Annotated in this window: 31 protein-coding genes and 1 pseudogene; 16 read left to right on the top strand and 16 right to left on the bottom strand. The window is 37.4% G+C overall.

The genetic code is table 11. The features are described 5' to 3' along the window. Window positions 1–219 precede the first annotated feature (219 nt). The gene (locus FTU19_RS13915; RefSeq protein ID WP_180131650.1) at window positions 220–459 is read right to left on the bottom strand and encodes a hypothetical protein; all 240 of its coding nucleotides are present in this window, start codon (window positions 457–459) and stop codon (window positions 220–222) included. A gap of 77 nt (window positions 460–536) precedes the next feature. Beyond that, window positions 537–731, bottom strand: coding sequence for a hypothetical protein (locus FTU19_RS13910; protein WP_168369483.1), 195 nt, complete (start codon window positions 729–731; stop codon window positions 537–539). Window positions 732–852: 121 nt separating this feature from the next. Between FTU19_RS13910 and FTU19_RS13905 the strand changes: the two genes are divergently transcribed. From FTU19_RS13905 to FTU19_RS13865, 9 genes are all read left to right on the top strand, one after another. Further along, window positions 853–2,073 carry a phage/plasmid replication protein, II/X family gene (locus tag FTU19_RS13905; protein WP_180131666.1) on the top strand — a complete coding sequence of 407 codons (1,221 nt, stop codon included), beginning with the start codon at window positions 853–855 and terminating at the stop codon, window positions 2,071–2,073. Window positions 2,074–2,084: 11 nt separating this feature from the next. Continuing rightward, on the top strand, window positions 2,085–2,414 hold the full coding sequence (locus tag FTU19_RS13900; protein WP_168369481.1) for a hypothetical protein: 330 nt from the start codon (window positions 2,085–2,087) through the stop codon (window positions 2,412–2,414). A 74-nt stretch (window positions 2,415–2,488) separates the two neighbouring features. Then, window positions 2,489–2,671, top strand: a complete 183-nt coding sequence (locus tag FTU19_RS13895) for a hypothetical protein (protein ID WP_136459438.1) — start codon at window positions 2,489–2,491, stop codon at window positions 2,669–2,671. Window positions 2,672–2,692: 21 nt separating this feature from the next. Further along, the gene (locus FTU19_RS13890) at window positions 2,693–2,932 is read left to right on the top strand and encodes a hypothetical protein (RefSeq protein WP_076753512.1); all 240 of its coding nucleotides are present in this window, start codon (window positions 2,693–2,695) and stop codon (window positions 2,930–2,932) included. Window positions 2,933–3,044: 112 nt separating this feature from the next. After that, on the top strand, window positions 3,045–4,103 hold the full coding sequence (locus FTU19_RS13885) for a virulence factor TspB C-terminal domain-related protein (RefSeq protein ID WP_180131663.1): 1,059 nt from the start codon (window positions 3,045–3,047) through the stop codon (window positions 4,101–4,103). Next, window positions 4,103–4,381, top strand: a complete 279-nt coding sequence (locus FTU19_RS13880) for a DUF2523 domain-containing protein (protein WP_180131661.1) — start codon at window positions 4,103–4,105, stop codon at window positions 4,379–4,381. The genes FTU19_RS13885 and FTU19_RS13880 overlap by 1 nt, the downstream gene beginning before the upstream one ends. Window positions 4,382–4,447: 66 nt before the next feature. After that, a complete protein-coding gene (locus tag FTU19_RS13875; RefSeq protein WP_180131658.1) occupies window positions 4,448–5,674 on the top strand; it encodes a zonular occludens toxin domain-containing protein in 1,227 nt (408 codons plus the stop codon). A 95-nt stretch (window positions 5,675–5,769) separates the two neighbouring features. Further along, window positions 5,770–5,955 carry a hypothetical protein gene (locus FTU19_RS13870; RefSeq protein WP_180131656.1) on the top strand — a complete coding sequence of 62 codons (186 nt, stop codon included), beginning with the start codon at window positions 5,770–5,772 and terminating at the stop codon, window positions 5,953–5,955. Between the two features lie 29 nt (window positions 5,956–5,984). Then, entirely contained in the window at window positions 5,985–6,290 is a 306-nt protein-coding gene (locus tag FTU19_RS13865) for a hypothetical protein (protein ID WP_180131653.1), read from the top strand. Between the two features lie 86 nt (window positions 6,291–6,376). Here the strand turns inward: FTU19_RS13865 and FTU19_RS13860 are convergent, their stop codons facing one another. Together FTU19_RS13860 and FTU19_RS13855 are read right to left on the bottom strand one after the other, a co-directional pair. Beyond that, window positions 6,377–6,616, bottom strand: coding sequence for a hypothetical protein (locus tag FTU19_RS13860; protein WP_180131650.1), 240 nt, complete (start codon window positions 6,614–6,616; stop codon window positions 6,377–6,379). A gap of 77 nt (window positions 6,617–6,693) precedes the next feature. Beyond that, window positions 6,694–6,888 (bottom strand): hypothetical protein, encoded by a 195-nt coding sequence (locus FTU19_RS13855; RefSeq protein ID WP_168369483.1) that lies wholly within the window; start codon window positions 6,886–6,888, stop codon window positions 6,694–6,696. Window positions 6,889–7,009: 121 nt separating this feature from the next. On the opposite strand from FTU19_RS13855, the gene FTU19_RS13850 reads away from it, so the two are divergent. Both FTU19_RS13850 and FTU19_RS13845 read left to right on the top strand, forming a co-directional pair. Beyond that, window positions 7,010–8,230 carry a phage/plasmid replication protein, II/X family gene (locus FTU19_RS13850; protein ID WP_180131647.1) on the top strand — a complete coding sequence of 407 codons (1,221 nt, stop codon included), beginning with the start codon at window positions 7,010–7,012 and terminating at the stop codon, window positions 8,228–8,230. 11 nt (window positions 8,231–8,241) lie between these two features. Then, window positions 8,242–8,571: a hypothetical protein gene (locus tag FTU19_RS13845; protein WP_168369481.1), complete on the top strand. Its 330-nt coding sequence runs from the start codon at window positions 8,242–8,244 to the stop codon at window positions 8,569–8,571. A gap of 164 nt (window positions 8,572–8,735) precedes the next feature. On the opposite strand, the pseudogene FTU19_RS13840 reads toward FTU19_RS13845, so the two are convergent. Beyond that, a pseudogene (locus tag FTU19_RS13840) lies at window positions 8,736–9,123 on the bottom strand (tautomerase family protein). A gap of 183 nt (window positions 9,124–9,306) precedes the next feature. Between FTU19_RS13840 and FTU19_RS13835 the strand changes: the two are divergent. Beyond that, entirely contained in the window at window positions 9,307–9,597 is a 291-nt protein-coding gene (locus FTU19_RS13835; RefSeq protein ID WP_004785797.1) for a hypothetical protein, read from the top strand. Between the two features lie 204 nt (window positions 9,598–9,801). Here the strand turns inward: FTU19_RS13835 and FTU19_RS13830 are convergent, their stop codons facing one another. From FTU19_RS13830 to FTU19_RS13815, 4 genes are all read right to left on the bottom strand, one after another. Continuing rightward, the gene (locus FTU19_RS13830) at window positions 9,802–10,245 is read right to left on the bottom strand and encodes a BLUF domain-containing protein (protein WP_180053296.1); all 444 of its coding nucleotides are present in this window, start codon (window positions 10,243–10,245) and stop codon (window positions 9,802–9,804) included. A gap of 211 nt (window positions 10,246–10,456) precedes the next feature. Further along, window positions 10,457–11,467: an HlyD family secretion protein gene (locus FTU19_RS13825; protein ID WP_180131643.1), complete on the bottom strand. Its 1,011-nt coding sequence runs from the start codon at window positions 11,465–11,467 to the stop codon at window positions 10,457–10,459. A gap of 34 nt (window positions 11,468–11,501) precedes the next feature. Further along, window positions 11,502–11,702, bottom strand: a complete 201-nt coding sequence (locus tag FTU19_RS13820) for a DUF1656 domain-containing protein (protein WP_179993019.1) — start codon at window positions 11,700–11,702, stop codon at window positions 11,502–11,504. A 3-nt stretch (window positions 11,703–11,705) separates the two neighbouring features. Next, window positions 11,706–13,781, bottom strand: coding sequence for an FUSC family protein (locus tag FTU19_RS13815; protein ID WP_180131640.1), 2,076 nt, complete (start codon window positions 13,779–13,781; stop codon window positions 11,706–11,708). 423 nt (window positions 13,782–14,204) lie between these two features. Here FTU19_RS13815 and FTU19_RS13810 point away from each other — a divergent pair, with 423 nt between their 5' ends. Continuing rightward, window positions 14,205–14,999, top strand: a complete 795-nt coding sequence (locus tag FTU19_RS13810; RefSeq protein WP_180131638.1) for an IclR family transcriptional regulator — start codon at window positions 14,205–14,207, stop codon at window positions 14,997–14,999. Between the two features lie 362 nt (window positions 15,000–15,361). On the opposite strand, the gene FTU19_RS13805 is transcribed toward FTU19_RS13810, so the two are convergent. Further along, window positions 15,362–16,291, bottom strand: coding sequence for a LysR family transcriptional regulator (locus FTU19_RS13805; RefSeq protein ID WP_180131635.1), 930 nt, complete (start codon window positions 16,289–16,291; stop codon window positions 15,362–15,364). Between the two features lie 134 nt (window positions 16,292–16,425). On the opposite strand from FTU19_RS13805, the gene FTU19_RS13800 reads away from it, so the two are divergent. The 3 genes from FTU19_RS13800 (at window position 16,426) to FTU19_RS13790 (ending at window position 18,150) form a co-directional block, all read left to right on the top strand. Next, entirely contained in the window at window positions 16,426–16,854 is a 429-nt protein-coding gene (locus FTU19_RS13800) for a DMT family transporter (RefSeq protein ID WP_034170896.1), read from the top strand. Between the two features lie 12 nt (window positions 16,855–16,866). Further along, window positions 16,867–17,331, top strand: coding sequence for a DMT family transporter (locus tag FTU19_RS13795; protein ID WP_034170895.1), 465 nt, complete (start codon window positions 16,867–16,869; stop codon window positions 17,329–17,331). 120 nt (window positions 17,332–17,451) lie between these two features. Next, the gene (locus tag FTU19_RS13790; RefSeq protein ID WP_180131632.1) at window positions 17,452–18,150 is read left to right on the top strand and encodes a DUF1826 domain-containing protein; all 699 of its coding nucleotides are present in this window, start codon (window positions 17,452–17,454) and stop codon (window positions 18,148–18,150) included. A gap of 65 nt (window positions 18,151–18,215) precedes the next feature. Here FTU19_RS13790 and FTU19_RS13785 read toward each other — a convergent pair whose 3' ends face one another. From FTU19_RS13785 to FTU19_RS13760, 6 genes are all read right to left on the bottom strand, one after another. Then, window positions 18,216–18,710 (bottom strand): flavin reductase, encoded by a 495-nt coding sequence (locus FTU19_RS13785; protein WP_159123555.1) that lies wholly within the window; start codon window positions 18,708–18,710, stop codon window positions 18,216–18,218. 87 nt (window positions 18,711–18,797) lie between these two features. Continuing rightward, window positions 18,798–19,826, bottom strand: coding sequence for a methionine synthase (locus FTU19_RS13780; protein WP_180131629.1), 1,029 nt, complete (start codon window positions 19,824–19,826; stop codon window positions 18,798–18,800). A gap of 42 nt (window positions 19,827–19,868) precedes the next feature. After that, window positions 19,869–20,867 (bottom strand): putative oxygenase MesX, encoded by a 999-nt coding sequence (locus tag FTU19_RS13775; protein ID WP_180131627.1) that lies wholly within the window; start codon window positions 20,865–20,867, stop codon window positions 19,869–19,871. A 260-nt stretch (window positions 20,868–21,127) separates the two neighbouring features. Then, window positions 21,128–21,832 (bottom strand): metallophosphoesterase, encoded by a 705-nt coding sequence (locus tag FTU19_RS13770; RefSeq protein WP_180131624.1) that lies wholly within the window; start codon window positions 21,830–21,832, stop codon window positions 21,128–21,130. A gap of 460 nt (window positions 21,833–22,292) precedes the next feature. After that, the gene (locus FTU19_RS13765; protein WP_180131621.1) at window positions 22,293–23,609 is read right to left on the bottom strand and encodes a sorbosone dehydrogenase family protein; all 1,317 of its coding nucleotides are present in this window, start codon (window positions 23,607–23,609) and stop codon (window positions 22,293–22,295) included. A 177-nt stretch (window positions 23,610–23,786) separates the two neighbouring features. Then, a complete protein-coding gene (locus tag FTU19_RS13760; RefSeq protein WP_180131618.1) occupies window positions 23,787–25,511 on the bottom strand; it encodes a bifunctional protein-serine/threonine kinase/phosphatase in 1,725 nt (574 codons plus the stop codon). Window positions 25,512–25,668 lie beyond the last annotated feature (157 nt).

The raw sequence follows: 25,668 nt of genomic DNA, 5'->3' as shown, positions 1-25,668 counted from the left end.
GTTGAATTTCTTTGTCAGACATAGTGATCAGCATCTATATTTCATATCCAGTCCATGATGTTTAAACCATCATAAACCAGACATTTTTATTGGTGAGAATATAGACACTTTAAATGGGTTCTAACATGATTCATTTCGTATAATGTAGCCGTGATTATGTTACTAAGTCCTAGTGAGAAACTTCCCATTACTCACAGGACTTTTTAACATCAATCCGCATTATACGAAATCTTCCATACAGTAAAACTTCATTCTTACTTTTCCTTTTTTCTCTCTAGTTGCAGACTTTATTAGTCTTTTAGATGATTCATTTTTTAATTCATTCAAGCATTTATCATTTTTACTTGGTGATATTATTTTTATCTTTTCTGTTTTCGTATCATATTCAATTTCTATTTTTTCTTTTGCTTGGCTTTCTTGAGCTATAAAAAATAAAACTGTGATTATTATGTACTTCATCATTTCACCAGTAGAGAAGGTGAGTCCACATCTTCTAATGGTGGACTCTAGTCCCAAAAATGGGAATTTAACAGGAATTATTCATCTTTCCCTAATACTTCTTGTCTGTACTTAATTACTTCTTCAGCTTTCAAATCTTTCAAATGATATTTGATTAATGCATGTATTACGTCGCTTTCTGCCATTAAAGATTTTTTAGCTACTACGAATTTCATCAATGTTTCTTTCACATCTTCAACTTCTTCACTTCTGATTTTATAGACTTTGCTCATTGTAAATCCTTTGTAACTAGACAACTTGGTAACTTAATTAATGTTAACTCGTTTTATAGGTTGACAAGTTACTTGTAAATTTTGTTTAATGTTTTAAACCTAGTTACTTGGTAACTTTTTTATGTTAGATCATATCTGTATTAACGCGCCTTTCGATTCAAGCTTCTATTCAGTAGATGCTGAAGGCCGTTATTTCTTTATAGATGTTGATCTTCATAGTCTTGAAATCCCTTTAGCTTCTCGTTCTGTCTATAAAGATGAAGACGGGGAAGTCCATAACTCTCATTTATTCCATCCTTATGAGTCTGTTCCTACTCACTATACGGGTATGGCTATGAAAGTTTTTTTCGATTCTTCTTATGCTCCCTACGTTCAAATCAAAGCTAGCCCTGCAAAGTTGTTACAGGGTCACAATGTCTTTGGATCGGACAACATAGAGCAGGGCGCTATGGAAATGATCGGCTTTCTTCATGAAGCTTATCCTGTTCTTGCTTGTATGCTTGACTGGCCTAGTGCTTGGGTTTCTCACATAGATGTAACTTATTCTTGCCGTGTAAAAGATCAGACTACAGCTAAAAAAGTTCTCGAATATCTTGGAAATGTTTCAAATGGCCAGACTCGAATTAGTAAAAAGGCTTATGACACATCGCGTTACTGGGGCGGTGAAACTTCTCGCTTAGTTCAACATAAATGCTATCTAAAGCATGACGAATTTATGGCTCAATTTGCTGAACAACAACAACAAGCAAAAAAATTAGATAAATCAGCAATTCGAGTTATTCAAGTTATGTCTGATCAAAGACTTATTGAATGGACTATTGGTCTTTTACGTTTTGAATCTCGTCTAAAAAAACGATGGCTAGAACGTAATGGTATCCCAACAAATTTATTTGAATTAATCCGCTTTCAAAAGCAAAACCCTAATTTACTTCAAACACTTTGGACTAAAGCTACTCATAGCATTTTTGAAGCTCTAAGAGGTCAAACTATGAAACTAACCGATGATACAAGTGTACTTGAAGCCATTGAGAAGTCAGAAATAGTTTTGACCAAATCGGGCAAGGTATCACATACCAAAGTACGTAATTTATTTGCCATGTATTGCTTAATCAGAGAAAAAGGCATTACAGAACTTAAAACCACATATTCAAAGACTTCATTTCATAGGCTTATTGCTGACTTATGTTTATGCGGTTTTTCTAAGGCTTATCTTCAGAATCTCCACACTGAAAAGGCCAATAACATTATTCCTTTCGTCAAGCTCGTCGAGATTGATTTTAACCAACAATTGCCGGAATGGTATGTAGAACCACAGTCGCAATTTAATTACCAAGTAGCTTAGGAGCTTAAAAAATGTCACAAATCCAAACTTTAACCGTAATTGGTTTAAAAATGTCTAAAGGCGAATTTACACCTGAAAACGGTCGAAATAAGGGTGTAGCTACACCATACGATAATTTAAACATTCATGCTTTGCAGCCGTTCGCTGAATCTGATCTGGACGCTATTGGTTCTAAAGAACAAATCTTTAAGCTTAAAGGTTCAGGTAATTTCTATCGTTTTAAAGATGTTCAGTTGCCAGCTTCATTTGATTTTGAATTTGAGTATGACTTTTCAAAAGTACCGCCACGTCCAGTACTTAAAGATATTAAACCAACAAAGTCTTTAGAATCAAAGGCTTAAAATACACTACTTCGTATAATGTATAATCTGTTAAATATCAATAACTTATAAACATTATAACAGGATTTTAAAGAATGTCTTACGAGTGCAAAACCTTAACTCCACCTTCGGCAGGTACTGCACAAGTTTGTACAGAATGGCAGGAAGCTAGCTTTTTGCCTGAATTAACTGGGGCGGATCGTGATGTGATTCTCCAGTGGGCTATTGGGATCTTCGCATTGGTCTTTGTAGTCAAAAAAATAATGCGGTTCTTTTAATAACTAACTGAGGCTCATCTCATGAAAAAAACAACTCAAAACCGCTTAGCGGTTATCAATCGTAAAAACGTTGCTACTTATGGTTTAGGGGCTACTGTTTCAACTGCTCTTATGTCAAGTAATGCCAATGCTCTTGATGTGTCAACTGCCTTAACTGGTGCTGATGCTGAAGCGAACATTGAAACAGGTGCTCTTTGGGCGTTGGGTATTGTTGTAGTAATTTACGGTGCTAAAAAAGTTATCGGCTTCTTCGGTCGTTAATATTTGGAGCCAAGAAAATGACAGAAAGCGACCTTAACTGGATTATCCTAGCTGTTCTTTTCTTGGCTTTTTATCGTCTGTTTAAATAAGAAATTAAATATTTGGGGGTTTTATGAAAGCGTTTAAATATTTAGTTTTTTTTATTTTAACTTTTACTTCTTTTAATACTTTTGCTTCTTGGTCCGTTGGTGGTTCTACTTTAGTTTTCCCTACTCCTGCTCAGGCTTACGCAGCACATTTTAAGGTTGCTCAATCTTCTGTTAAATGTGTTAAGTGGAATACTCAAGGTACTCAGTACGCCTGTAATCATGGGGGAGGAAATACAATTGTTGTTCTTTCTCAATCATGTCCATCAGCTCAAAGTGTAGATTTAAAAGTTCCTACTTCTAGCGGTAGTTATGTTTGCGTACAAAATTGTCAGTACAAATTACGTTCTTGTGTCGATGTTGATATTGAGCCTGGCATGACTTGTTCCGCTATTTCAACAGGTCTGAATTGTGGCGCAACTCCACCCGCTCAAAACGATCCCAATAAACCCGATGGAACACCTGACCCATCTGACCCAAACAAACCACCTACGAACAATACATCAACAAGTGAAAGCACTTCTACATCTACAAGTGAAAGCACTTCTACTCAAACAACAAATAACAATACCACTATTACCAACACCACAACGAATACAACTACCAACACCACAACCAATACAATTATTAATCTCGATAAGTTAGAAAACGTCATTAAAAATATGACTTCTGTTTTATCCAATAAATTAGATGCCATTTTAGGGAAAATGGATCAGGACGGAGGTTCTGAGGGTGGAACAGGTGACGGCACAGACTTAACAGAAACCAATGCAAAACTTGATGAAAATAATTCTTTGCTTTCCGATATAAAAGATTTGCTCACTTTTGACGAGGGTGATGATCCATTTGGAAATGATGCTGTACCTGAAAAGGCTCTAACACCACAAGATTTTAAAACAAATATTTTTAGCGGTTCTGCTGCTTGTCCTGCGGATCGAACTCTTTCATTCCAATTATTTACAGGAAAGACTTTCTCGAAGTCTTTTAGCTTCGCTATGTGGTGCGACAAATTAGCGATTTTCGGAACTTTAATTCTTATAGCTTCGTACTTGTACGGTGCTTACATTATTACGAGTAAATCATAATGCCACAGATACTTATAACTATTCTTGCTGCATTTGCTTCGTCACTGGTTGCCAAGCTCCTTTTAGGTGCTGGTCTTGCCTTTGTTTCTTATACATTCATCAATGATTTAGTGATGCAAGCTCAAAATGCAATGCTCGGTCTATATAACAATGTACCTGCCGATATTATGGGCATTATGGGTATTTTAAAAATTCCACAAGCCTTGTCTGTAATCATGTCTGCAATTGGTACGGCTGCTTTTATTAAATCTTCAAAATTAGCCCTAGGCAAAGGATAAGCAAGGAAGGAGGAGGAGTTTCGACGACGACGCCCGCGCTTTTCCTTGCTAAAGAGGTAAATAAAAATGCAAACATTAATCTCTGCACCACCCAGAACAGGTAAAAGTCTTTACTGCATGTCTTTAATTGATCAATTATCAAGAAAGCATCCAAATAGACGTATTTATACAAATATCATCGGCATGAATTACCCAGGTGTATTAACCATTAATTCAACGCCTGAAAAACCTTTTGACTGGCGTGATCTTCCTGATGGCTCAATCATCTTTTTTGATGAAGCACATGAACATCCTGCTTTTAGTGCTCAGGATCTGTTAGGTACTGCCCGAACTGATGCTGAAAAAAAACGTAAAGCAGAAATATTAGATATTGGTGATTCTCTAACGTTGCACGGTCACTTTGGCTTTGACATTTATTTGATTACTCAAAACCCAAAATTATTACGTGAACAAGTGCGAGCTGCTTGTTCTGTGCATTATGTTATGCGTAGATTATGGGGCTTAGATGTTGCAATGATTTATGAGTTTGCAGAGGTTCAGACTTATTTTGCAAATGCTACAAGAAAACAGGCTCTATCTGTAAAGCGTTTCCGCTATCCAAAAAATCTATATAAGTATTATGTATCTTCTAATGTGCATAACATTCAAAAGCGTGTACCTTTGCTTTATATGGCTTTCTTTGCAATACCTATAGCAATTTTTGCTTTGAGTTATTCAAAGGCTTCTGAAACTGGCTTTTTTGGTTTATTTCCTAAAGATGAAGTAGTACAAGAAAAAGCAATAGAACAACCTGAATATGAAGTAATTACTGTAAGCGATCCGAGCAAAACAGAAGAACAATTGCTACTCCAAGCAAAAGAAAATTTTAATCCTGATATTGAATGTAGAAAGGCTATCAACCTTGATATGCCTGAATGCGTTACATGGTTCGATCAACTAACAAAACAACAATCTACTGTTCTTCCAGATGGACAAGTATTTCAGGCTGTTGTCTATGATCCTGATAAGCCGTATGACTTCGAATATAAACCACAAATTCAGCCACAAGACTTCCCAAGAATGTCGGGCGTTATGACGCTTGCAAATGGACGGCTCATGGCTATAGATCAGCAGGGCAATTATATGTCTAATGTATCCCAAGAGGATTGCAGAAAATGGTTGTCTGGTTATCGTCCTTTCAATTATGCCAAAGCACCACAACAACAAAACCAATATGCCTATTCACAGCCTGAACAGAGGGAACGGAGTGTTCCCGAACAACCACAATTAAATCCTGAAACTTCTTCCCTCTGATTACAAAGCTCCCTTTTAATTTAAGATCGGGAGAATTTAGAAAATGGGTTGGGGTTCCCATTTTCGTCGAATGATAATAGCCACTGGAGAGAACAATGCCTGATATTTGGTTTGAAGATGATTGTAAGTCTATGCGTTATTTAGGCAGAGATGATTATCTAATTGAGTTTAATGATGATGGCACATTTAGTATTTTTACTTATGTTGAGTCTGAACTTACTTGGGAACTTTTAGAGACTTTTAAAACAATGTCAGAGGTTGCTAAATATCTTAGAGACTGAAGGGTGTTTTATATTTACTGGAGACGTTAATGGCAAGTTTATATTCTATGGATCATATTTCTTATGATCCTATTAATGGTTATTTTTACAAAGGTAAAAAGATTTCTGATGAAAAAGCTAAAGACTTAAAGCATAAAATTATTTTAGCTGAATTAGGTTTTAAGCTAGAGGAAGATTCTCAGCTATCAATTCCTGAAAAAGATTTAATGGCTTCTTTGTTTACAGAGGTTTTAATTTATAACGATCTAAGAGATCAGAGAGCAATTGTTTATAAGAGATTCAAACGTGTAGTCGAGTATTTGTTTAATAATTATGATATTAAGCCTAAAGACTGATTTCGTATAATGTAGCCGTGATTATGTTACTAAGTCCTAGTGAGAAACTTCCCATTACTCACAGGACTTTTTAACATCAATCCGCATTATACGAAATCTTCCATACAGTAAAACTTCATTCTTACTTTTCCTTTTTTCTCTCTAGTTGCAGACTTTATTAGTCTTTTAGATGATTCATTTTTTAATTCATTCAAGCATTTATCATTTTTACTTGGTGATATTATTTTTATCTTTTCTGTTTTCGTATCATATTCAATTTCTATTTTTTCTTTTGCTTGGCTTTCTTGAGCTATAAAAAATAAAACTGTGATTATTATGTACTTCATCATTTCACCAGTAGAGAAGGTGAGTCCACATCTTCTAATGGTGGACTCTAGTCCCAAAAATGGGAATTTAACAGGAATTATTCATCTTTCCCTAATACTTCTTGTCTGTACTTAATTACTTCTTCAGCTTTCAAATCTTTCAAATGATATTTGATTAATGCATGTATTACGTCGCTTTCTGCCATTAAAGATTTTTTAGCTACTACGAATTTCATCAATGTTTCTTTCACATCTTCAACTTCTTCACTTCTGATTTTATAGACTTTGCTCATTGTAAATCCTTTGTAACTAGACAACTTGGTAACTTAATTAATGTTAACTCGTTTTATAGGTTGACAAGTTACTTGTAAATTTTGTTTAATGTTTTAAACCTAGTTACTTGGTAACTTTTTTATGTTAGATCATATCTGTATTAACGCGCCTTTCGATTCAAGCTTCTATTCAGTAGATGCTGAAGGCCGTTATTTCTTTATAGATGTTGATCTTCATAGTCTTGAAATCCCTTTAGCTTCTCGTTCTGTCTATAAAGATGAAGACGGGGAAGTCCATAACTCTCATTTATTCCATCCTTATGAGTCTGTTCCTACTCACTATACGGGTATGGCTATGAAAGTTTTTTTCGATTCTTCTTATGCTCCCTACGTTCAAATCAAAGCTAGCCCTGCAAAGTTGTTACAGGGTCACAATGTCTTTGGATCGGACAACATAGAGCAGGGCGCTATGGAAATGATCGGCTTTCTTCATGAAGCTTATCCTGTTCTTGCTTGTATGCTTGACTGGCCTAGTGCTTGGGTTTCTCACATAGATGTAACTTATTCTTGCCGTGTAAAAGATCAGACTACAGCTAAAAAAGTTCTCGAATATCTTGGAAATGTTTCAAATGGCCAGACTCGAATTAGTAAAAAGGCTTATGACACATCGCGTTACTGGGGCGGTGAAACTTCTCGCTTAGTTCAACATAAATGCTATCTAAAGCATGACGAATTTATGGCTCAATTTGCTGAACAACAACAACAAGCAAAAAAATTAGATAAATCAGCAATTCGAGTTATTCAAGTTATGTCTGATCAAAGACTTATTGAATGGACTATTGGTCTTTTACGTTTTGAATCTCGTCTAAAAAAACGATGGCTAGAACGTAATGGTATCCCAACAAATTTATTTGAATTAATCCGCTTTCAAAAGCAAAACCCTAATTTACTTCAAACACTTTGGACTAAAGCTACTCATAGCATTTTTGAAGCTCTAAGAGGTCAAACTATGAAACTAACCGATGATACAAGTGTACTTGAAGCCATTGAGAAGTCAGAAATAGTTTTGACCAAATCGGGCAAGGTATCACATACCAAAGTACGTAATTTATTTGCCATGTATTGCTTAATCAGAGTAAAAGGCATTACAGAACTTAAAACCACATATTCAAAGACTTCATTTCATAGGCTTATTGCTGACTTATGTTTATGCGGTTTTTCTAAGGCTTATCTTCAGAATCTCCACACTGAAAAGGCCAATAACATTATTCCTTTCGTCAAGCTCGTCGAGATTGATTTTAACCAACAATTGCCGGAATGGTATGTAGAACCACAGTCGCAATTTAATTACCAAGTAGCTTAGGAGCTTAAAAAATGTCACAAATCCAAACTTTAACCGTAATTGGTTTAAAAATGTCTAAAGGCGAATTTACACCTGAAAACGGTCGAAATAAGGGTGTAGCTACACCATACGATAATTTAAACATTCATGCTTTGCAGCCGTTCGCTGAATCTGATCTGGACGCTATTGGTTCTAAAGAACAAATCTTTAAGCTTAAAGGTTCAGGTAATTTCTATCGTTTTAAAGATGTTCAGTTGCCAGCTTCATTTGATTTTGAATTTGAGTATGACTTTTCAAAAGTACCGCCACGTCCAGTACTTAAAGATATTAAACCAACAAAGTCTTTAGAATCAAAGGCTTAAAATACACTACTTCGTATAATGTATATTATGTTAAATAAGATATTATGCATATAGCCTATTCCTGTATGTAGCACTCACTAATTAGTTAATATGTCTTTTTCATCCTCGTCGTGTTAAAACGTAGTTATTAAGATTAGTTTGAAAGTTTTCTTTATATAAATCACTTAAATATTTACCTCATAACCTAGATGAAGCTCATCCGCAATTTTCCCTCGAATACCCCAGTTTTCTTTAGGAGTTTCAAATATAGTTATTTCAATATCATTGGATTTAATCCCACATAAATGACTTATATTTTTAAATAAAGCCTAAATAAATACTCTCTTGGTCTCTTTGTTCTTCCTTCAAACATTCAAATCTCGATAATGGTCTAAGATCTGGATCGATCCTTTGAGTAAATAAAATTTTCAGACTCTAAAGGTATAAATCGTTGAAAAATCTTTTCTCGGGACAATTTAGCTCTTTGACTAAAGCTTGATGAATAGCTTTACTCAGTTCTATTCTATGTAGTTCGATTGTTTTATTTAAAGCATAAATTTTTATTTGAGACATTGTTTTCTACGCTCTTATAGTTACAGTTTTAATTATAGTGTGCGCTTTAATCTGGCTAGCGTTGTTGTTCAGCATCATTCATAAAAAGTTCAATTATTTATACAAAACAACTAAATGCTGCCCTGTCTAAATTGATAAAATTCTGGTCCTCTATAAAAAACTTGAAGATCGATAAGGACTAAAGTGAACAGACAACATGATTTACCTGAACTAAGTAAATATAGTGAGCTAAGTAGCGATGAACAAGTAGCTATTCATCAAATGCTTATCTCTTACGTACGCTCAGATCACTTTTATAATATTATCTTGACTCACAATGTTGAACCCTATGACTTGGTTAAGCTTGTAAGTATTAGTTTTGAGAATAGAGACGCAGCTATCTGGGTTCATTTCGAAACAATAACTGCTGAAAGACTAACTATGCCTCTCGATTTTATTTCAAGAATAGAAATATGTAATCAGGAAATATTTTAAATATTGAGACTTGAAGTGCTGGAATTTATTTAAGTTGTCTCGGAATTTTAAATCTATTAAAAAATAGAGACGGTTAACCATCTCTATTTTTTAAAACTAAAAATTTAATTATTATATAAATTTCAATAACTTAAAATTATAAATATAACATGTAATATAGCAATTTCTTTAAATTAACATATCACATGTTACATCTTAATCTGACTAAGCCATCACCTGGGCTTTGTATAAATCATCTTCGTGCTGTCTGAGTAATTCTATAAAAGCAGGAATAGTGTCTGGTTCCAGGAGATAAGGATTAAATCCATCATGATGATTCTTGATAAAGAACTCAATGAGATCATTATGGACATTGGCATACTTCATGTGCCAACTGGAGAAAAGATATGAGTCGATTAGTTCATAAGAGAGAATTTCACAGTTCTTATGGCGTGGATCTTTAACTATTCGATTATAGAAAAGGTCTTTTACACTTTCTTCAGTGCCTTCCAAACACTGGACAAAATAATTATTACCGAAATAGAGTGCGCCAAAGATTTTGTGTAACTCATTAAATTCTAAGGCTTCTGTTAAAATATTATAAAGTTCAGAGGTAGAATATCTCTCATCTTTGAACTTACTTACATATAAAAGCCTTACATCATTCATAATAAAAATTTCCTCCTGTTTAAAAAAAGTTCATACGAAAATATAAAAATTTGAACGAATGGTCAATAAAAATGTAATGACAAGGTAATTTAATGGCCAAATTACATACTTCTTATTATTACTGTTTTTATATAGCTATTTGATCTTTTTAAATCAGGATTCATAACAAGGTTCTCTTTTCGTAAAGAACCTTGTGTTATTGAATTACAGGTCAGTTTTTTCCTTGCTTTTCTATATGCACTGTTGCTGTTCGCCCTGCAACGAAGGCAAGTTCATTCTTTGGTAATTCATCCAGAATAATCTTAACAGGGACACGTTGGGCTAAACGCACCCAACTAAAGGTTGGATTTACATTCGCTAAAAGACCTGAACCAGCAGTACGTTCGCGATCTTCAATCCCCGAGGCAATACCTTGCACATGGCCCTTAAGTTTTTGCGAATCACCCATCAGCTGAATGATGGCAGGTGCTCCCACGTAAATTTTATCCAGTTTAGTTTCTTCAAAATAACCTACTACATAGAGCTGTTTGCGATCTAGTAATGCTGCAACCGCTTGGCCAACTTTGACATAGTTCCCTTCTTTTAATTCAAAATTTGATAATGTGCCATTTGCCGGAGCAACAACTTCTGAACGATGTAAATTAAGTTGCGCGAGATTGAGGTTATTCACGGCGACTTGTATTAATGCTTTTTGCTGTTCGATATTCGCTTTGGTCTGTTCGATTGCAGCTAAGGACTGCTCATGCTCGGCATGTGATTCATCTCGTGCAGCAAAAATCTGATCCTGTTCCTGTTTTGAAATAGCACCATCCATTAAGCTTGAATAACGGTTCGCATTTTTGTCTGCCAGATGAATACTTGCTTGGGATTTCACGACATTGGCTTTAGCGTTCGCCAGTTCAGCCTCAGCTTGCGCTAAACCTGCTTTCGCTTTCGCAAGATCCGCACGAGCTTCTTCAACATCTAGTTCTTGACGTTCAACATCAATTTTAAATAATGGCTGCCCTTTCTTAATGGTCTGGTTATCTTGCACCAGTACTTCTGTGACCAGGCCTGAAATATCTGATGACACCTGAATAACATCACCACGTACACGCCCGTCCCTCGTCCATGGCTCAGAATTATAATAATTCCAGATATGTCGAATCACTAAAATGGCGAGAACAGCCACTACCGTCAAAAGTACAGGTCGCAAATATTTGCGTAAATTGACAGATGTCATATACGGTTTTCCTCAATCATTTTAATATCAGGCCTCATAGTAATAAGCCTGCCCAATGGACGGCGCCCAGCAAAAGTACGTAAATGCATAAGTAGAAAATATTCGGCATGATGATCCAGTCATTTGCGACTAGTTTATCTAGCCACTTCATCAAGATTCTGAGCAGTACATAGGCAATCACAGCTTGAATTAATAAAATCGGCACATACACACCATAGATATTCAGCTCTCCCATGTATTAATCTCCTGCGCCTGCATATCTTGGCGGTGTCTTGATATGACATAAACTGCTACGAATATTGTTGAGTGAAATATGCAGCCGTTCTACAACATCTGTATGTTCCTGCATGATGAGATCTGCTTCTAGAGCCTGTATGTTGTTAATTAACTGTGTGAAGGCAGCATCATAATTTTGTCCAATTTCTTTGGCACGAAAATATTCATCCAGCTGTATTTGAAGATCTTCGAGTTGCTGGGTCAAAGGCTGCTGTTCAGGTAACTTGAGTATGAGTTCCTGTAACCGTGCCAGATCCACGACGGCGCTGGATTCAATGAGTGCTTGATTGATTTTATTTTTCAGATCTTCAGATTCTACTGCTTTAGTATTTAATACCCCGATGCGGTCCATCATCGTACGTAAATGAATACGGAACCGTACCCCATAAGGAATATACAGTGCCTGACGAATGGCTCGGTTATGAATGGCCAAAATGCGCTGTACGGTTATATCAGGCGACATTGCACGGATCATATGGATAATAAATACAGCGATGATTGGCCCAATCACTGTACCAATCGCTGCATCGAAGAAAGAAATTTGATCCAGGGTATAACGGTTCTGAAAATTCAGTCCCATGATCGTACCCATCAACAAAGGCAAGCCAATTCCAACCAAGGGTGGATGCAAAAAAAGCATCAGGCAATATATGCAGAATGGTGCAAGTACAAGTGCTAACTGCCAGAATTCTATAATATTTGGAAAAATTCCATAGGCATATATGAAGATCACGATCGAAGCATATAAGCTACTGCGAATAAACAGCTTCAATGCAGGCACCGGATTATCCAGCGCCGTTAAGATACATGCACTGATCGCAGCCATTTCAGCCAGCATAAATCCAGCTTTCCAGCCGCTTAAGATCCAAAAGGCAGTAGCAATAAAAACTGTGAGGCATGCAGAAACCCCGCCCCGCACTGCTACGCCATGATCACGATGCAGGGTTGGATAGTTTGTAGTAAGTGGAACAATCATTTCAGGCAGTGAAGTATCCCCTTGTTGGATTCGCTGCCAGATCAACTTAATTGCATGGATATTCTGAATAAAATGACGGATATCCATTTTCAAACTTTTCAATATTACAATTTGCTCATCTTTTGAATGTTCAAAAATTTTTAGGAAATCTATTTCAAAATCAGTAGGAAGCTGATTCAATTCAGACTCTTTCAATAGATGTTCATCTGTTAGATATGTATTAATTTTGGAATGTAAATCTGCCAATGACTGGCGATATCCTGTATCAATGAAGTCTAACTGTTGCATGCGTTCAGACATCGCCACCAAATTACTCACCAGCATTGTGATCTGGTTCAGCATTTCCTGCAGTGGTTTGGTCATTCCTTGTAGAGCTGACTTTTCATAGCTTAAATGCACAGCCATGACATGAATATCTGCAATATCTCCAGCCAACTTGCTTAAAGCTTTTGTATAGTTCTGATCTTGACGTGGTTCCAATAGAATTTTATTAAAAATCTGCTGAGTATCCGCTAAGGTTTTACTGACACGACTTTTCACTGCGGGGCCAATATGCATTGGAAATATGGTCGTCGTCACAATCGCGCTGCAAACGACGCCAATAGTAATTTCCAGAAAGCGTCCTACCGCCATATCAAATAATGAGGCAGTATCAATAAAGTAAATGATATTGAAGCAGATAATGACAGTCGTATATCCAGCCAGCATCAATATATAACTGCGCGGTGTACGATCAAGCAGAGAGAAATATAAGCAAAGACCAACCCAACAGGATAAAAACAGCGTAAACAACCACGGTGTATTGATTAGCCAAGGAGTAACTGCAACTGCCACAATTGCGCCTAATAAAGTACCTAGTACACGATAGATACTTTTTGAAGCGGTCATCCCCGTATAAGGATTGGCAATAACGAAAACTGTGCCAATCGCCCAAATCGGGTAAGCAAGATCTAAACTCAACGCAACGTAGAGCGCCAAAATACCAGCCACAAACGTTTTAGTCGCAAAAATCCAGTCCATTTTATTTGGACGAAATGCGAGTAAAGATTTTATAAGCAGCATGGTTTCTCTCTAAGAGCTTATTTTATTTTCTAAAGCAAATAACCTGCCCACCAAGCCCAAAGAACTCAGTGACAAAATTTTTACTTGTTGAAAGTCTATAAAATTAGAATATTCAGCTGATTAAACTGAAACTGGTTGATGAAAATATAAAAAGCAAAAGATAATGATTTGCTTAATTATTCATCATTGGATATTTGTGTAAGTAATTTTTTCAAATAAACGCTTTATTGTCAATAAAAATATCTCTATATGAGAATAAGTATGATTTTATCATTGCATAGGCCGTTAAGCTGAATATTTATCTCTTTTCTTCCTATATCCTCATTATCCGAGAATTTTAGGTAAATAGTTGCCTCTACTACCCTCTTTTAAGCTAAAGTGAGTCATCACCTTTTTCAATAGTCAGCACTTCAGGTTTTTTTTATGGCGCAAGCAAGTTTTGGAAAAATTCTTACGGTTCTCGATCTATTTTCGTTATCACGTTCAGTGATTAATGTAGATATCATCAGTGAAGAATTAAACCTCTCCAAACCTACCAGTTATCGCTATTTAAAAGAATTGGTATCGGCTGAATTATTACAGCGAATCAGTGGCACATCCGGTGACTATACGCTGGGTTCGAAAATTGCTGTTCTGGATTATATTTCAAGAAAAACTGATCCTTTGGTTCAGATCAGCATTCCCTTTATGCAGGAAATCGTCGAACGGACTGAGTTCTCTTGTATATTGACTCATCTCAATTATGATTCTTGTATCGACTTACATGACGAAGTCTTTAAAAATGCACATCTGCTTTCATTCGGACGCGGTTGTCCACGTCCTGTCTATGTAGGTTCATCTTCAAAAGTCATCATGGCACATTTACCGAAACAAGTGTTGCTTGACTATTATCAACGTTATGCAGATGCATTTGCAGAAGTGGGATTTGTGCAGAATGAAACCGCTTTTCTGGAACAAATGAGAAAGATCAAAAAACAGGGATATTATTATTCTAGTGGTGAACTTGATCCTCAAGTTGCAGGTTTGTCTGTACCAGTTAAATTCTCTCTTAAAGAGCCACCTTTAGCGCTTACTTTATTAGCTTCAAAAAATAGATTTGATTTTGTAAATCTGGAAAAATTAGTACAAATTCTTCAGGAGAAAGCACAGATTATTGAAAAGAAGCTCCTGCACCATCCTGAAAGCACAAGTGACATTCGTAATAATTTAATCAAATAAAATTTAAATTATGTTTGAAAAACTATTTATATTCTCATAATATGATTATCAGTCTTTAAGCCATAGCATTCTTACTGAATTAAATGGCGAGAAGATTCCTCAGAGGTAAAAAAGCCTATTTCGAATGAGATAGGCTTTTTTATTTTAATTTTGGATTTATAGCAATAATGCAGATACATTTAAGGAAAGTTAAGAATTTTGCAATTGCAATGTGTAGATAAAATCTAAAATCAGAAATCTAAAAACGTATAAATTCATCCATTTTATGCTTTTCATCTTAGCTCTTCCTTAGAATCCTTGTTGATCAAAAAAGGGATAACTAAAAAACCATTGAAGCTTTCTCTAATTAGATCATAAAAATTTTATAATTTAAGAATATTATCCCAGTACGGCGGATCTCCAATTTCTTTTAAAATGAAATCAAGCACAGTTCTGACTTTTTGTGAACGAATTCTGTTTTCGGGAGAAACCAGATGAATCCCTATAGAATAAGGCTCTACTGTACTGATCCAGTCAGGAAGGAGTTGAACCAGTTTATGTGTTTTGAAATAGTCTTCCATAAAAATCCAGGTTGGAAATAATACAATCCCCCGTCCTTCCAATGCCGCATCTACCAGGACTTCTGCATTATTACTTCTTAAAGGCCCTTGTGGCTCAATTAAAACCGGAGTGTCATGCTCTTGCTGACGGAAATACCAGCGTTGGCTTCCGGAAACGCCCTTATATACCAGACATTGATGATTCTGAATCTCGTGTGGAGAATGTGGAGTTCCATATTTTTCAAGATATGCAGGACTCGCACACAGCACATATTGTTGATCACAGACCTTGCGTGCAATTAATGCTGAATCCTGTAATGAGCCAATCCTTATCGCAATGTCTACGCCTTCTTGTACAGGATCAATAAAAGTATCCGTCAAGATTAGCTCGACTGAAAGATCTGGATAGCTATCATGCAATTTATTCACTATACGCGATATATGTAGCCTTCCCAGCGCAACCGCTGTATTGATACGAATTAACCCTCTGATCGCATTTTTACCAGAAATTTCTTCATTGGCCAGATCTAGCGTATCCAGCACTTCCTTAATTTGCACAAAGTACTTTTCTCCTATGTCAGTTAGCCGAACAGAGCGTGTATTACGATAAAAAAGTTGTTGCCCAATTTCCTGTTCAAGTTTGGAAATAAAACGAGATACTGAGGAAGATGGAACCTGAAAATGCTTTGCCGTAGCTGAAAAACTGCCTGTCGTTGCCACCATCACAAAATAGCGTAATGCATTGAGTTGCATACTTGATCTATCCCTGAATTTAATTCAATCATTTTATTATTGTCATAATAGCAATTATGTTTTGAAAAATTGCGGAATTGTAGCTTTTAAATAAGAGAATATAATTCGTTGCTTTCTTCCTTTGGAAAGCATATATGAAACAGTTGTGGATTTTCCCATTAGTCGTTCTTGCAGGTATGGGGTTATCTGTTGAAGCGGGTTTACTGGGTCCACTCGGGGAAGAAATTGGGCATTTCTGGGCGACCTTGGGAATTTTCGCGATCGGATCACTGCTCTTAACCTTGGGGTTGATCTTCAGCCGTCCAAAGCTTTCTCTCATGTTCAAGCAGCCACGGTGGCAACTGACTGGCGGTATATTAGGCCCTATATATGTAGTGGCTTTAACTGTAGCGACACCTCATATTGGCGTTGGCCTGACCATGGTGGGCATCCTGTTTGGCCAGGTTGCAACCAGTCTTATTATTGATCACTGGGGTTTGTTAGGTAGCCATAAACGGGCTGTAGACAAATATCGTATTGGCGCGCTGGTAGCTATTTTAGCTGCATTATGGCTTATTCAATAAGGAAGCTTCTCCATGATTTATATAATGTTATTAGTCGTTATTTTTGGCGGAGCAGTTTTATGTGCTCAATCTTCAATTAATGGTCGTTTGGGTGCTAAAGTAGGTGTATTAGAAAGTTCTTGGCTGACATTTGTCTTAGGTGCTCTAGTCAGTTTTCTAATCGCTTTCTTTCTTGAACCCAACCATGCATTGAATTTATTCACAGCCCCAAGATGGCAATTAACAGGTGCATTTTTTGGTGTGGCCTATATGCTTACGATTGTATTTGCTATGCCTAGACTGGGCGCTGCTGCCACCACTGTCGCCGTCATTAGTGGCCAGTTATTAATGAGTCTGCTCATCGATCATTTTGGATGGTTGAATAATCCGGTGATTCATTTAGATGGATCCAGACTAGCAGCAATTGCCCTATTAGCTGTTGCACTATTTTTTATCTATAAAAGTAATATTGCAGCCAAAGCACAAGCTGAAAATTAAGATACTGTGAAAGGAAAGAGATTTTAGGTTTTAAAATCTCTTTTTTTATGAGCTCATAAAGTTATTTTGAGGAATCTAAGGGTAATATTAGGCATAGTTCATAAGTCATTTCACTTAAGCATGCATAATCAATTTTCAGGCAATAAACAAATTCGTGTAGTCTCAAACTTTTCAGAACTCGTTAATTCGGATTTTAAGGGTGCGATGAATGCGATTTGCTGGTCTAGAAATTTAGCGGGTGATTTTGCCGAGATCGTGAATAAGCTTCATTTACAGGAAAATATGACTGAAGTTTCAATTGATGATCTTATGAAACTCCAGCTGTCAGAAAGCGGTCATCTGGCAAGAAAGATTATCTTAGAAGATATACAGCTACTGACTGACTACGGCGCTTCCCCTTCACTCAATCTGCTCAAATGCTATGAACGGGATAATGAGCTCGATTTCATTACTACAGATGTCTATTCATTCCATGTCGATCGCTCTCCGATTGAAACAGATACTTTCTTATGTACCTATCATGGTGCTGCAAGCGATATCTTGCCTAATGATCAGGTGGAACAAAAGATTCTGATTCCAGAAATCAGGGCAAAGCTGAAAGAATTATATGATGGCCCAGAAGCCGGATTTGAAGGTTTTCTGGAAGAGTATTTCTTTGATCTGCATTATCAACCTAAGCCTGATGCAAAACCTGTAAATTTAGGTCAGGGACATCTTTGGCGATTGGCAGTCGATCATCCAGCCCAAAGAGCGCTACCTTGTGTACATCGGGCTCCGGTTGAAAATGAGGGTGAATATCGATTGCTTTTGATTTGTTAAATTCGATACAAATCTTAAAAATGAGAAAATCCACATTATCTTATTGTCATTTTTCTCATTTTCATTCAAGCAAATTCTAACTGTCCAACCGAATGGTAAGTACGATTAAAATACACCAGGCTCTGATCTTGTTCGCTCCGTTGAATCGCAACCACTCGACACATAAAGATACTATGTGTCCCTACTTGCTGGATATTCTCGATTTCACAGTCAAAACTCACTAATGCATCGCCTAGTACAGGTGAGCCTGTTTTTAGTATTGTCCAAGAACCTAATTGAAATCTTCGTTCAGAACTGAATTTGCTGGATGCGAATGCATTAGAAATCTGTTCGTGCTGTGGACCTAAGACGTTCACTGACAAAATTTTGTTCTCAATAAAATGCACATGTGAACGAGATGACTGATTCATACAGACCAGCAATGTCGGTGGTGTATCAGTCACGCTGCATACTGCAGATGCCGTAAAACCATGCATTCCTGTCTCACCCGAGGTTGTAATGACATTCACTGCTGTGGTGAGTAAGGACATGGCATTTCTAAAGTCAGTCGCTTCAATCATCTCTTAAATCCCTAATTGACTATCGCTTTGATGAAGAGCGGTAAAAGTACATGTATTCCTTATACAGCTCTTAAGACAAATGAATACTCAGGCTGTCAGTTCTTGACGAACAATAGCTGCGCCAGCACTTAAAGCATTCAGTTTGCCTTGTGCGACTTGACGCGATAAAGGTGCCATACCACAGTTGGTTGAAGGATACAGCTTGTCAGCATCCACGAACTGAAGCGCCTTTCGTAAAGTATCTGCAACCTGTTCTAGTGTTTCAATTTGATTGGTTGCTACATCTATAGCACCGACCATGACTTTTTTGCCACGAATCAATTCAATCAGATCCATTGGTACATGAGAGTTTTGGCATTCAAGTGAAACAATGTCGATCTTAGACTTTTGCAGTTTCGGAAAAATTGCTTCGTATTGGCGCCACTCTGAACCTAGAGTCTTTTTCCAGTCCGTATTGGCTTTGATACCGTAACCATAGCAGATGTGTACTGCTGTTTCACATTTCAGACCTTCAAGCGCTCGTTCTAATGTGGCAATGCCCCAGTCATTTACTTCATCAAAAAATACATTAAATGCAGGCTCATCAAACTGGATGATATCTACACCTGCTGCTTCGAGTTCAAGTGCTTCCTGATTCAGGATTTTTGCAAATTCCCAAGCCAGTTTTTCACGGCTCTTATAATGAGCATCATAAAGCGTATCGATCATGGTCATTGGACCCGGCAACGCCCATTTGATTGGCTGCTTAGTTTGACTACGCAAGAACTTGGCATCATCTACAAATACAGGTTTCTTGCGAGCGACAGCACCCACGACGGATGGCACACTCGCATCATAGCGATTTCGAATACGCACCGTCTCACGCTTTTCGAAATCCACACCTTCCAGATGTTCAATAAAGGTGGTCACGAAGTGCTGACGGGTTTGTTCGCCATCACTGACGATATCAATGCCTGCCTGTAGTTGCTCATGTAGGGACAAGCTCAAAGCATCTCGCTTGGCTTCAAGGAGCTGCTCGCCTTCCAGTTTCCAGGGTGACCAAAGTTGCTCAGGTTCGGCAAGCCAAGACGGTTTCGGCAAGCTGCCAGCTGTAGATGTTGGGAGTAAAATGCTCATGTCTAATCTTCTATCTCTATATTCGTTAATTTATTTCTTCATTCAGGCAGTATGCTCTTGATGAGCATTATCTACAGTAAAATTTGCGGCCCACTTTTCAAGAATGTCTTTATACGGCTTAATAAAATTTTCTTCTGTCCATTTGCCCTGCTTAACTGCTAATTGACTACGCTCCACACGGTCGTAAACGATTTGTGTCAACGAATAATCCTGATAATTCAGGCTTGGTTGATAGATCAAACCTGCAGGTGAATTGGTGTTGTAAATTTCAGGACGATAAATCTTCTGGAAACTTTCCATAGTACTGATCGCACTGATAAGTTCGAAGTCCGTGTAATCACGCAATAAGTCACCGGCAAAATAGAATGCCAACGGCGCATTGCCATGTTCAGGTTTGAAATAGCGAACGCTTAAGCCCATCTTCTTAAAGTATGCATCTGTACGTGAATAATCATCATTTTTATATTCCACACCGAGTACAGGATGCACATGTGCAGTACGGTAATAGGTTTTCGTGGTAGATACACTCAGGCAAATCACCGGCTGTTTCTTAAACTCGGCCTTAAACACATCTGAATGAATTAAATGCTGATAAAGTTTGCCGTGCAAATCGCCAAAGTCGTCAAGCTTTGCATCAGCTTTATCACTGAAAGTTGGCAATACAACGCTAAAATCATAATCACGTACATAAGATGAAAAGCTGTTGCCAGTCATGCCTTCAATGCGTTCATTGGTTTGATGATCAATGACGGTACTTTTCAGCATCTCGATAAAAGGGAAAGTTTGACCATGGCCTTCAACATCAAGTTCCGCAGAGATAATGTCAATTTCAAGGGAATAACGGTCGCCTTTAGGATTATCACTTGTCGCTAATGAATTAAAACGCTGATTAATCATAGCCAGAGTTCTGCGCAGATTTTCCTGTCGACTTTCACCACGTGCCAGATTGGCAAAGTTTGTGGTTAAACGTGTGTTGTCTGCTGGTTGATAATTTTCATCGAAACGGATGCGCTTGATTGAGCATGTAAATTGATTATCCATGGAGATTCACTATCCTAAATTTTTAAATAAAGCCAAATTTCTGTATAACTTCATTTAAACGTGAATCTAGAGATGAGTAAAACGATATAAATTCAGTAAAAGATGAGAGAAATTCACTATAGATGAATTAATTGTATGAATACTTACTCAAAATTAAATAGAACAAAATACAGTTTCTCATTCAAAAATTAATGTAGATCGCCTTTTATAAAAATGAGCTATCAAATTGATTTTAAAGGCAGAAGTTATTAATATTTTTTTTAATTAGCTTTTGCTATAGCATCTTTTATTTTAATGACACACAACTTCTTCGTATAAGAAGAACCTACATCAATATAGTGGCAATTATCAATTTGGGTATGTTCTTTTACAATCGTATGACCCAGATAGATCTCATCGATATTTTTAACGGTTCCATAGCGATAAGAATGATTGCGAATTCTCCCTCTACCCCAAAGAGCATTGGTATATGCTGAAGTTAGGCCTGGAATTCTATTTTCACCTTTTGCAATTTTCTTTTTAAATACATTCCAGTCATTAAGCGCAATATCTGCGTGTAAAATGCCAATCTTTTTATACTCGAGGTTTAGTTCAATGGCCAAAGGAAGTGCAGAAAAAATTTCACTGAGTTCATCCTGTTTTTCGGTTGATAAAAGATAGAACCACTCACCACCATTCTGCGCATGCATATCTTGAATCCATGCATCGTCACGGCCCTTGATACACATTTCCTCATGATTGCCGCGAACACAATAAAACCAGGGCTGACTTAGCAATGAAACGCATTCCAGGTTTTCATTACCACGATCGACCAGATCTCCGGTACAAATCAGTAGATCTTTCTCAAAATTAAAATGAACTTTCTCTAATTCTTGCATGAGCAAGCTATAACAACCATGCAGATCCCCAACCACATATATGGCAGAGAAATCAGATCCATCAATTACCTTAGTTAAAGTGTTCATAAGTATCTTCTATAACATGGAACCCTGTCTGCCAAACCTGAAGCAAAAGATGATTCTTAAATCATATCTTTTAATTTTAATGCTGTTTAAAACCTTAAAGATGATTTTTTTAACATTATTTATCTACTACAATTAAATTATTTTTAGTCATAAAGCCCTTTGTAAAATATAGGAAAGTTCACATAATGTTAACTTTTGTATAAATATATTATTTTTTTGTAAGTTTAAGCTTACATCGATTGGAGCAAATACTCTATATCCTGTTTCCTCAATTTTTGACATTATGTTTCACATAAAGAGTCAGCAAGGAAAGCTGATAATAATCGCATTACAATGATAATAAAGTCGAAAGACAGCGAACTTACTGGGATGGCAAGTGATAAAAGTAGAGACTACAGCCGCTAAGCCTTATAGTTTTGGGAGAGACTATAAGGCTTTTATTTTATTAGCATCTACTTATTTATTGATTCGGTGATACTCGCCAAATCACGTTCCCTACATCATCAGCAACTAATATTGCGCCTTGAGCATCTGTAGCTACACCCACAGGCCGACCAAATGCATCTCCATTTTTGCTTAAAAATCCGGTCAGAACCTCTTGAGGCTGACCAGAAGGCTGACCATTTTGAAATGGCACAAAAATAACTTTATAACCACTATGAGGTTTCCTATTCCAGGAACCATGCTGGCCAATGAGTGCACCATCACGATATTGGGATATTAAATTAGCCTTATAAAATGTCAGACCCAGTGATGCAGTATGATTTCCCAAGGCATAATCTGGCTTAATTGCTTTCGCGACCAGTTCAGGCTTTTGCGGTTTTACCCGGGTATCCACATGCTGGCCATAATAACTATAAGGCCAGCCATAAAAAGCGCCATCTTTTACTGAGGTCATATAATCAGGAACCAGATCATTGCCCAGCTCATCACGCTCATTCACTACAGTCCATAAGGCTCCACTCTGAGGCTGCCAGTCCATGCCATTGGGATTACGCAGGCCTGTAGCAAACGGCCGGGCTTGACCTGTAGAAAGGTCCAATTCCATGATCAGGGCGCGTCCTTCTTCCTGAGCTATGCCATTTTCAGCCACATTACTATTAGAGCCTACCGTAATGTAGAGCTTCTTGCCTGCAGGATTGGCAATAACATTTTTCGTCCAGTGATGATTTAAAGGGCCTGCAGGCAAGTCTAATACATTAGTTCCTTTTTCTTTGATCTGGGTCATACCTGGCTGATAAGAGAATCGCACTAAAGCATCTGTATTTGCGACATAAAGCATATTACCCACTAAGGTCATTCCAAACGGCGAGTTTAAATTTTGCAGAAATACCGTTTTCTGGTCAGCAATGCCGTCTTGATTACTGTCACGCAGCAGGCTAATACGGTTGGCGCTTGGATAGGATGATCCTGCTCTTCTCATCACCATTTTCATGATTTTACCTTTAATCCCTTTACTGTCTTCAGGCTTAGGTGGAGCATCAGTTTCAGCTACCAGTACATCTCCATTCGGCAATACATATAACCAGCGCGGGTGTTGAAGGCCTTGTGCGAATGCTTGCACTTTTAAACCTGGTGCTGGCGTCGGCATGACACCTTCAGGCCAACCTTTTGCAGGGGCAATGTTGACGACCGGAAACAGTCTTGATTTTGGTTCAGGTAAAGACGGCTGAGCGCCATAACTATCTGTTACAGGTGTTTTGGATGAAACTGTACAGCCGGTAAATGCCAATATGATTACGGTACTTAAGGCTGATAGGAGAAATTGAGCCGCCATGGTATTTCCTTGCTTTTTGTTTTTATCTCTCCCATTTTAAAAGGTGGTTGAAATCGTAATGATATAGTTCTTGTAGTTTCTGGTTGTGGATTGATTGCCGTAAATATACTAGTGACGCAAGTTGCCTAAAGCATAGAACGCTGTCTAATTTTTTTACTTATATTCACTCCAACCTTCTTAAATAAATGGCCATGCAATACTTAATAAAAGTAAAAGTCCTAATACAGCACAACTGATTTGCCAGAAACGTAAAGGATCACGTTCAATGATGGTAGGGGCTTTGGATTTTAATAATTCCTTGGATGGGTGTTCCAGATCATGGATCAATTCAGTCAATGCCTCATAACGATACATTGGCTCGATACTCAGAGCCTTTTTTAGAATCTGGTCTAACCAGAGTGGTAAATCTGGCCGATATTTTTGAATAGAATGATATTGAACTTTCTTTAGCTGCTTCAGCGTATTACAACGAGCCAAATCTGTACCATAAGGAAGCTGTTTAGTCAGTAAATAATAAGCCATTGCCGCCAAAGAAAATTGATCAGACTGCACGGATGGTGAATGTTCAATGAAATATTCAGGTGCCATAAATGCCAAGGTACCAAGTGGCCGATTCACATGTTTAGGATTAATTTCGACTAAACCTCGTACAGCAGTTGAACCATAATCAATCAGTTTGACTTTAAGTGTATTATCAACGTTTAAGACCATAATATTTTCAGGACGTACATCTTGATGCAACATTTCCAGTCGGTGCATTGCATTTAAGGCCAATGCTGTTTGCTGCAAAATAGGGAGAATATCTTCCATCTGCAAAGGCTTTTTCTGTTGATGCAGCCAGCGATCTAAGGTTTCTCCCTGCAAATATTCATAACTCTGGAATAAATATTTTTTCTCTGATTGATGCGGATAACATTGCAGCAGATTTTCGTGCTTAAGACGCTTTGAAACCCAGTCTTCAAGTTGAAACTGTTCAACAGCCTGTTCATCTTGTTGTAAATCTACTGCCAGAGTTTTAATCACTAGCGGTTGCCGATCATGATCGTGTGCCAAATACAGGCAACTGCGGTGATTTTGGTGCAGGATTTTGTCAATGGCATAGCCTTCAAATGCTTCACCTTTGCTGAGCTGGGGTGGAAAGACATAATCCTGGTGCATATAAAACTGATCTGGTTCAGGCAACTGCTCAATACGGAGCACTTGAAGACTTAAATTATCATCACTGCCCTGTTTTAAAGCCTGTTCAACCAGGAATTTGGCAAGCTGATTTAAGTGATCTGCTGCTAAGGTGAAATCTAATAATTGTTGGTCTGTAACAAACTCATAAACCCCATCAGTCATGAGTAGAAAGACATCTTTTTCTTTTAGTTCAAGGCTTTGATAATCAATTTCAATACGATAATCCACCCCTAAGGCACGACTGAGATAATGTTCTGTCGAAGACAGACAGACGCGATGATCATGGGTTAATAATTCAATTTCACCATCTCGGATTCGATAAATACGACTATCACCGACGTGAAAAATATGCGCCTGATGCTGCTTTAAAATAAGTGCGGATAAGGTACAGACATAGCCCCGATCTTTATCGAAACGTCCCTGACTTTGTTGAGTTTGTGCATATAACCATGAATTAGTGGCACGAATCACCCGTGCTGCTGAAGTCTGAGTGCTCCAGGCATCCGAAGTCGAATAATAATCTGAGAGAAAACTGCTGACGGCTGTTTCTGCGGCAATGTGACTGACATTGCTACTGCCGATCCCGTCGGCAATCGCACAAGCTATACCTTTTTGCTTCAGTACATGACCTTCTGGTAAAAAGATGCCATAAAAATCCTGATTCTGATCTTTAATACCAGCCGTAGAATATTGTCCAATAGCGACTTTTAATGTTTTTTTCATATTGAAAACTCAAAAAAGGGATCATATTGACACTGCTGTCCCACAATTTTTCACAAGAGGAAGCTCATTTGAGCTTCCTCTTGTTTTATGGGTATTTTATCGGGTGAAAATAAAGCTTTTAAAGTTCTTCTTTCAAACAAATTCACTTGAATTATTC

It is taken from the genome of Acinetobacter sp. YH12072 (assembly GCF_013419565.1).
GTDB lineage: Bacteria > Pseudomonadota > Gammaproteobacteria > Pseudomonadales > Moraxellaceae > Acinetobacter.
Note: the sequence above shows the minus strand (reverse complement) of the source record. Positions and strands in the feature narration are given on the sequence as shown.